The organism is Frankia sp. AiPs1, assembly GCF_023716945.1.
Classification (GTDB): domain Bacteria; phylum Actinomycetota; class Actinomycetes; order Frankiales; family Frankiaceae; genus Frankia.
In genome coordinates this window covers 3785-11589 of the sequence record NZ_JAMQQF010000163.1, presented here as the reverse complement: position 1 = coordinate 11589, position 7805 = coordinate 3785, and the positions used below count along the sequence as shown (strand labels likewise).

Below are 7805 nucleotides of genomic sequence, written 5' to 3'. Positions count from 1 at the left end.
GGCAGCTCGGGCAGCTCGGACGGCCGCCGGCACGGTCGGTGCGGCTACCCGGGTGGGCAGGGCAGCAGGCCCTGCCGGCGTGGTCCGAATCGGCGGTGGCGTTGGGTGCGCCGGCCAGGGGGTCGCGGACGATGGTGGACCCCGCACCGCCCAGGCCGGGTCGGAGGGCGGGCGCGGCGCACCCCTATCGCGGGATCGGTCGGGTCGGCGCGGTGGTCACCGGGTGGCTGGCGCTGTCCGCCGTCGCCAGCCTGGGCCAGGCGGTGATCACCGCGCGGATGCTGCCCCTGAGCGGGCGCGGGGCGCTGGTGGTCCTGCTGACGGTCTCCGCGCTCGGCTCGCTCGTCGGCGGGCTCGGTACCAACGTCGCGTTCCGGCATTACTTCGGCCGGGGCGACCCCCGCGTGTCCCTCGGTGACTACCTGGGACTGTCCCTCGCCGCGACCCCACCTGCCACCGTCCTGATCACCGCGGCGTCGCTGCAGGTGATCCACCTGTCCGGCGGGGCGCGGACAGACACCGGTCTGACGCTCGCGATCGCCGTCCTCGCCGCCGCGAACCTGCTCGCCGTGCAGGTGCTCGACGCCCTCAACGCCGCCGGTTCGATCGTGCTGGCCGCCGGGCTCGTCGCTGCCACCGGGCTCGCCCAGCTCGGGCTGCTGCTCGCCGGCCCGCACCAGCCATCCCTGCAGCACATCCTGATGATCCTCGCGCTGTGTTGGGCCGCGCAGGCGGTGACGGGGGTGGCGGCGCTGGCCCGGCTGGGGCTGTCGGTGCGGCCGCGGGCCGACCCGTGGGCCTGGCGGCTGCTGGTCGTCAAGGGTGTCCCCGCGCTCGGCCTCAACGTGGGCGCGACGATGGCGTTCCGGTTCGACCGGCTGCTGGTCGCGGCCTTCGGCGGCGCCGGCGCTGCCGCCGTGTACTCGATCGCCGCCGCCAGCGGCGAGGCGCTGCGCCTGCTGCCCGGTTCGGTCGGCCAGGTGGTCTTCCACCGTGCCGCGAGGGGTGTTCTGTCCCGCGCGGCGCTGCGGACGGTGACCCGCGGCCTGCTGGCCATCCTGCTGGTCGCCGCGGGCGCCCTCGCGGTCGTCGCGCCGTGGCTGGTGCGAACCCTGTTCGGGTCTGGTTATGCCGCGGCGGTCACCCCGATGCGCCTGCTGCTGCTCGCCGAGCTCCTGCTGGCCCCGTTCCTGGTCGAGTGCCGGGCGCTGACCGGCCTCGGCCGGACCCGCGCGGCCGGTGGCGCCGGGCTGCTCGGCCTGGCCGTGTCGCTGGCGACCTACCCGGTGCTCGTGCCCTGGCGGGGCGCCGTCGGCGCCGCGATCGGCAGCATGCTCGCCTACGCGGTCATGACGGCGCTGGCCCGCCGCGCGTTGCGGGGGGAGCTCGACGCCCCACCGGCCTTTCCCGGCCCGCTGCCAGCCGGGCGGCCGGCCGCGCTGCCAACTGCCTTGGCAACCGCGTTGCCGGCCGTGCTGCCAACCGTGCGGCCGACCGCGCGGCCGACCGCGCCAAGTCCGTCCGGACCAGGCCAACCGCGCGAGCCCGGCGGTGACGAGCCGCTGACAGTCCTCGGAAAGGGGATGCCCTGATGGCACCACAGCCGGCGCGCGACACTCTCGTCGTCGAGCCGACCGCCCACGGCGGGCGGCTGGTGTTCTACCGACAGGCAGCCGACGCCGCCTACTGGGACGAGCGGTGGGACGCCCAGCCCGCGGACTACCGCCGTGCCCGCGCCGGCCATCTCCCGCTCCATCAGCGCCGGGCGGTCCGCCGCCACCTGCGGCCGGGCGGCCGGGTCCTGGAGGCCGGGTGCGGGCCCGGGCACTTCAGCGTCGCGATGGCGGCGCGGGGATTCGTCGCCGAGGCGGTGGACTGGGCACCGCGGACAGTCGAGCGGCTGCGCGCGGCCGCTCCCGAGATCCGCGTCTGGCGGGGGGATGTCCGCTGGCTCGACGTGCCCGACGGCCGGTACGACGCCGTCTACTCGCCCGGCGTGTGCGAGCACTTCGAGGACGGCCCGCAGGAGGTGCTGCGCGAGACCCTGCGGGTGCTGCGACCGGGCGGGATCGCGCTGGTCTCCACGCCGTGCTTCAGCCCGTTGCTGCGCACCCTGGGCCGTGGCGCCGGGGTCGGTGGCGCCGGGGTCGGTGGCGCGGGGGTCGGTGGCGCGGGCGAGGGGCCGGTCTGGCTGCCACTGCCACCTGCGGGGGTGGGGGCTGGGGCGTTCTACCAGTACGCCTTCACCCCGGCGGAGCTGTCCGCGGTGCTGCGCGCCGTCGGCTTCGAGCAGGTGCGGGCGCATCCCTACGGCGCGCTGGCCACGGTGCTGGAGTTCACCGCCGCCGGCCGGGCCGTGTCCGCCCGCGTTCCCCGCCCGCGCCTGCGGCCGCTGGAGGCCGCCCTCGACCTGTCCGGCGCGGCTTACCTGTCCGGCCGGGCCTGCCTGTGGGTGGCCCGCCGGCCGGCCACGCCTCGCGTCCCGAGACCTGCGGCGGCGCCCGCCGCCGAGCTGTCCACGACCCGGAAGGACCGTTCCGCATGAAGATCGCCACATTGGTCAAGACCGGGGACGGGCCGTTGTGGCTCATTCCGCATGTGCTCGCCGCGCGGGAGTCCGGCGACCAGGTGGTCGTGCTGCTGCCCGCGCCCGACCACACCGACAGCCGGGTGGCGCGGGAGCTGACGGCGCTGGGGATCGAGGTCGTCGAGAGCCCGGCTCCCCGTCGCGGCGCGTCGCCGGCTGCACAGCTCGTCGGGATCGTCCGCCTGCGGGCGAGGCTGCGCGAGCTCGGCGTCGACGTCGTGCACTATCACCTGTACGCGTCGGCACTGGTGGTCCGGCTCGCCACGCTGGGTACCCGGATCACCCGGGTGTACATGGTCGCGGGCCCGCTTTACCTGGACAACACGCTGATCCGGTGGGTCGAGCGGGTGCTGTGCCGGCTCGACCACCTGCTCATCGCGTCCAGCGCGGACATCCGCCGGCGGTACGCCGCCCTCGGACTGCCGGCGCACCGGATGCGCACCCTGTCCTACGGCGTCGACCTGGAGCGCTTCAGTCCGGCCGACGACGAGCGGCGGCGGGCGGCGCGGGCGGAGCTCGGCCTCGGCGGCGACGAGTTCGTCGCGGTCTGCGTGGCGTACTTCTACCCACCGAAGCGGCTGGTCCATCCGGGCCAGGGCGTGAAGGGGCACGAGGTGCTCCTCGCGGCGTGGGCCCGTTTCGCCGAGCGGGGCGGCCGCGGGACGCTGATCCTGCTCGGCGGGGGCTACGGCGAGGCCGGCGAAAGCTACCGCGAGCAGATCCGGGCGTGGGCCGCCCGACTGCCCGGAGCCGACGGGGTCCGCTGGGTCGACAGCGTCACCGACGTCCGGCCGTTCTACGCCGCCGCGGACGTCAACGTCGTGTCGTCGTGGTCGGAAAGCTATGGTGCCGGTGCCGAGGCGTCCGCGTGCGGGGTGCCCTCGATCGCCACCGCGGCCGGCGGGCTGCCGGAACTGGTCGACGAGGAGACCGGTTGGCTCGTCGGGCTCGGCGACGCCGTGGCGATGGGCGCCGCCCTGCAGGAGGCTGCTGCCAGCCGGCGCACGCCCGCGGCCCGCCGCCGCGGTGAGGCGGCCCGGCTGCGGGCGGAGAAGCTGCTCGACCGCCGGGCGCTCAGTCAGGACGTGGTGGCGGCGCTGCACCACGCCGACCGGGTGCGGCACACGCCGCGCCGGGGGCTGCATCGGGCTCCGTCCCCGTCGTCCCCGAAGCCCTTCTCGGTCCAGCCGGCGTCGTCGCAGCCGTCCCACCCGGCGCAGTCGTCGCAGCCGTCGCAGTTGTCGCACCCGGCGCAGTCGTCTTCGTCGTCCGCTGCGCGCCGGTCGATCCGTCGTCCCGGGACGGGCCGGCCGGGCGGGGAGGCACTGGCCGGCCGGGTCCGCCTGTCGCCGTTGGCGGCGCTGCCCGGCCGGGCGGCACGGGCGGGGTTGCGTACCTATCTGCTGCGAACCGACCCGGTGGGCTATGCCCGCAGCCTCGGGGTGCGGCTCGGCGCGGACTGCCGGTTCATCGGGGTCACCGCCGCCACCTTTGGCACCGAGCCCTACCTGATCAGGCTGGGCGATCGGGTGGCCATCGCGGACGGCGTCCGGTTCATCACGCATGACGGCGCCGCCACCCGGCTGCGCCGTGAACATCCCGACATCGACGTGGTCGCGCCCATCAGGGTCGGCAACGACACGGCGATCGGGATGAACACGATCATCATGCCGGGCGTCACGATCGGCTCCGATGTGGTGATCGCCGCCGGCTCCGTGGTGATGCGCGACCTGCCGGCGCGGTCCCTGGTCGCGGGGGCGCCGGCCCGGGTGGTGACCGATGTCGAGGAGTGGGAGCGGCGGATGCTCGCCCGTTCGGTGGGCACCGGGGCGATGAGCCCGCAGCGTAAGCGGGAGGTGTTCCTCGACCGGTTTGCCGCGGAGCTCGCGGCGGATCCGTCTGATATCGTTAGCACGGCTAATTAAATGGTCGCACGTCCCCCCGGGTCGCCGTACGGTGGGATCCGGCAACCCCGCCGCGACGGGCGGGACCGATCGAGCCTCGGTGGCTGCGGTCGCGTCGGCTGTGTCACAACCCCTCGGGCGCGATCCCGTAAGGCGGGAAATGCCAGGATGGACACGAGCCGGCCGAGGATGGCCGACGCCGCGGGCGGCCCTGCGCGTACGCCAGCCGCCGTCGGCGGCGTCGTCAAGGCGTAGCCGCAGGGGCGCGACCATGGTGGCAAGCCCCGCTGTCCGCGGGTGACGGACGGCGGGTCACGAGGAGGAGAACGATGGACAGCTTCGGCAGTACCGGATCGCTCGCGGTGGGTGATCGCACCTACACGATCAGGCGGCTGGACGCGGTGCCCGGGGCCGATCGACTCCCCTACAGCCTGAAGGTGCTGCTGGAGAACCTTCTGCGCACCGAAGACGGCGCCAACATCACCGCGGACCACGTCCGGGCGCTGGCGAACTGGGACCCGGCGGCAGCACCGAGCCAGGAGATCCAGTTCACCCCCGCCCGCGTGATCATGCAGGACTTCACCGGCGTTCCCTGTGTGGTCGACCTCGCCGCCATGCGCGAGGCGATGGCCGCCCTCGGGGGCGACCCGGCGAAGATCAACCCGCTGGCGCCGGCCGAGCTGGTGATCGACCACTCGATCATCGCCGACCACTTCGGCCGGCCGGACGCGTTCGAGCTCAACGCCGCGCTGGAGTTCGACCGCAACCGGGAGCGCTACCAGTTCCTGCGCTGGGGCCAGGAGGCGTTCGACAACTTCACCGTCGTCCCGCCGAACACCGGCATCGTGCACCAGGTCAACCTGGAGCACCTGGCCCGGGTGGTGTTCACCAAGGACACTCCCGAGGGCACGCTGGCCTACCCGGACACCCTGGTGGGCACGGACAGCCACACCACGATGATCAACGGCCTGGGCGTGCTCGGCTGGGGCGTCGGCGGCATCGAGGCCGAGGCCGCGATGCTCGGCCAGCCCGTGAGCATGCTGATCCCGACCGTCGTCGGCTTCAAGCTGACGGGCGAGCTGCCCGCCGGCACGACGGCCACCGACATGGTCCTCGTCATCACCGAGCAGCTGCGCCGGCACGGCGTCGTCGGCCGGTTCGTCGAGTTCTACGGCGAGGGCATCGGCAACGTGCCGCTGGCCAACCGGGCGACCATCGGCAACATGAGCCCCGAGTACGGCTCCACCTGCGCGATCTTCCCGATCGACGACGAGACGCTGAACTACCTGCGGCTGACCGGTCGCTCGGCGGAGCAGGTGGCGCTGGTCGAGGCGTACGCCAAGGAGCAGGGGCTCTGGCACGACCCGAGCCGCGAGGCCGCCTACACGACCACCCTCGAGCTCGACCTGTCGACGGTCGTGCCGTCGCTGGCCGGGCCGAAGCGGCCGCAGGACCGCGTGCCGCTGTCGAACGCGAAGCAGGCGTTCCGCGCTGCGCTGGTCAACTACGCTCAGCCCTCGGTGTTCACCAACGGGGGCGCGGACGAGGCCGACGCCGAGTCGTTCCCCGCCTCCGACCCGGCGGCGGCGTTCGAGGACAAGCCGTCGGACGCGCCGATCTCGGTGAACGCCGTCGCCGGCGACATCACCAGCCGTCCGGCCAACCCGACGTCGGTCACCCTCGCCGACGGCACCACGGTGGAGATCGACCACGGGGCCGTCGCGGTCGCCGCGATCACCTCCTGCACCAACACCTCCAACCCGCAGGTCATGATCGGCGCGGCGTTGCTGGCCCGCAATGCCGTGGAGAAGGGGCTGACCCGCAAGCCGTGGGTCAAGACGACGCTGGCCCCCGGCTCCAAGGTGGTCATGGACTACTACGAGCGGGCCGGGCTCGTGCCGTACCTGGACAAGGTCGGCTTCAACCTGGTCGGGTTCGGCTGCACCACCTGTATCGGCAACTCCGGCCCGCTGCCGGAGGAGATCAGCGCGGCGGTGACCGACGCCGACCTCGCGGTGGTCAGCGTGCTGTCCGGCAACCGTAACTTCGAGGGCCGGATCAACCCCGACGTCAAGATGAACTACCTGGCGTCCCCGCCGCTGGTCGTCGCCTACGCGCTGGCCGGCACGATGGACATCAACCTCGACACCGACCCGCTCGGCCACGGCAGCGACGGCCAGCCGGTGTACCTGCGCGACATCTGGCCGAGTGAGGCCGAGGTGTCCGCGGTCGTCGCCGACGCGATTCAGTCGGAGATGTTCGAGGCGGACTACGCCGACCTGTCCGGCGACGAGCGCTGGCGCTCGCTGCCGGTCGGCGACGGCGGCGAGGTGTCGCGGACGTTCGCCTGGGCCGACGACTCGACCTACGTCCGTCACCCTCCGTACTTCGAGGGCATGGCGACCAAGCCCGAGGCGCGTACCGACATCATCGACGCCCGCGTGCTCGCGGTGCTGGGGGACTCGGTCACCACCGACCACATCTCCCCGGCCAGTTCGATCAAGAAGGACTCGCCCGCCGGCCGCTACCTCGCCGAGCACGGCGTCGCCCCCGGCGACTTCAACTCCTACGGGTCGCGGCGCGGCAACCACGAGGTCATGATCCGTGGCACGTTCGCCAACATCCGGCTGCGCAACCGGCTGGCGCCGGGCACCGAGGGCGGCGTCACCCGGCACCTGCCCGACGGCGAGCAGCTGGCGATCTACGACGCGGCGCAGAAGTACGCCGCCGAGGGCGTGCCGCTGGTCGTGCTCGCCGGCAAGGAGTACGGCTCGGGCTCGTCGCGTGACTGGGCCGCCAAGGGCACCGCGCTGCTCGGCGTGCGCGCGGTGATCGCGGAGTCCTACGAGCGGATCCACCGGTCCAACCTGATCGGCATGGGCGTGCTGCCCCTGCAGTTCCCGGTGGGTGCGTCGGTCGAGTCGCTCGGCCTGACCGGCGAGGAGACGTTCACGATCACCGGTCTGGCCAGCGTCGACGAGAAGACGCCGTCGCTCACCGTCCGCGCGGGGGACAAGTCCTTCGACGCGGTCGTGCGCATCGACACCCCCGGCGAGGCGGAGTACTACCGCCACGGCGGCATCCTGCTCTACGTCCTGCGCTCGCTGCTCTAGCCCCCTGCGCGCCCTGCGCTGGCCCCCTGCGTCGTGCGCTAGCCCCCTGCGTCCTGCGCTGGCCCCCTGCGTCGGACCGAGGGGCGTCCGGCCCAGGCGGCGCGGGGGCTTCCGCCGCCCCGCCAGCCCGGGCCGGCCGCGGGGGGGGGCCACGCGGGGCGCGCGGATCTTACTTTCTGCGGCCGAAAAGCGCGGCCCAAC

The 7805-nt window shown here is 73.8% G+C and carries 4 protein-coding genes; all 4 read left to right on the top strand.

Features of this window, described 5'->3' with window-relative positions:
• Positions 1-1592 (top strand): lipopolysaccharide biosynthesis protein (locus ND748_RS15830; protein ID WP_251746572.1); only part of this gene is annotated, 1592 nt, incomplete at its 5' end.
• Positions 1592-2545 carry a bifunctional 2-polyprenyl-6-hydroxyphenol methylase/3-demethylubiquinol 3-O-methyltransferase UbiG gene (locus ND748_RS34080; RefSeq protein WP_285902185.1) on the top strand — a complete coding sequence of 318 codons (954 nt, stop codon included), beginning with the start codon at positions 1592-1594 and terminating at the stop codon, positions 2543-2545. The genes ND748_RS15830 and ND748_RS34080, both read left to right, overlap by 1 nt.
• The gene (locus ND748_RS15820) at positions 2542-4512 is read left to right on the top strand and encodes a glycosyltransferase (protein WP_251746573.1); all 1971 of its coding nucleotides are present in this window, start codon (positions 2542-2544) and stop codon (positions 4510-4512) included. The genes ND748_RS34080 and ND748_RS15820 overlap by 4 nt, the downstream gene beginning before the upstream one ends.
• 308 nt (positions 4513-4820) lie before the next feature.
• Entirely contained in the window at positions 4821-7604 is a 2784-nt protein-coding gene (locus ND748_RS15815; protein WP_251746571.1) for an aconitate hydratase, read from the top strand.
• The last annotated feature ends 201 nt before the right edge of the window (positions 7605-7805 follow it).

What these genes read in the sequence shown, in the direction of transcription:
- ND748_RS34080 (WP_285902185.1), top strand. Translation starts at nt 1,592, where the DNA reads ATGGCACCACAGCCGGCGCGCGACACTCTCGTCGTCGAGCCGACCGCC.
- ND748_RS15820 (WP_251746573.1), top strand. Translation starts at nt 2,542, where the DNA reads ATGAAGATCGCCACATTGGTCAAGACCGGGGACGGGCCGTTGTGGCTC.
- ND748_RS15815 (WP_251746571.1), top strand. Translation starts at nt 4,821, where the DNA reads ATGGACAGCTTCGGCAGTACCGGATCGCTCGCGGTGGGTGATCGCACC.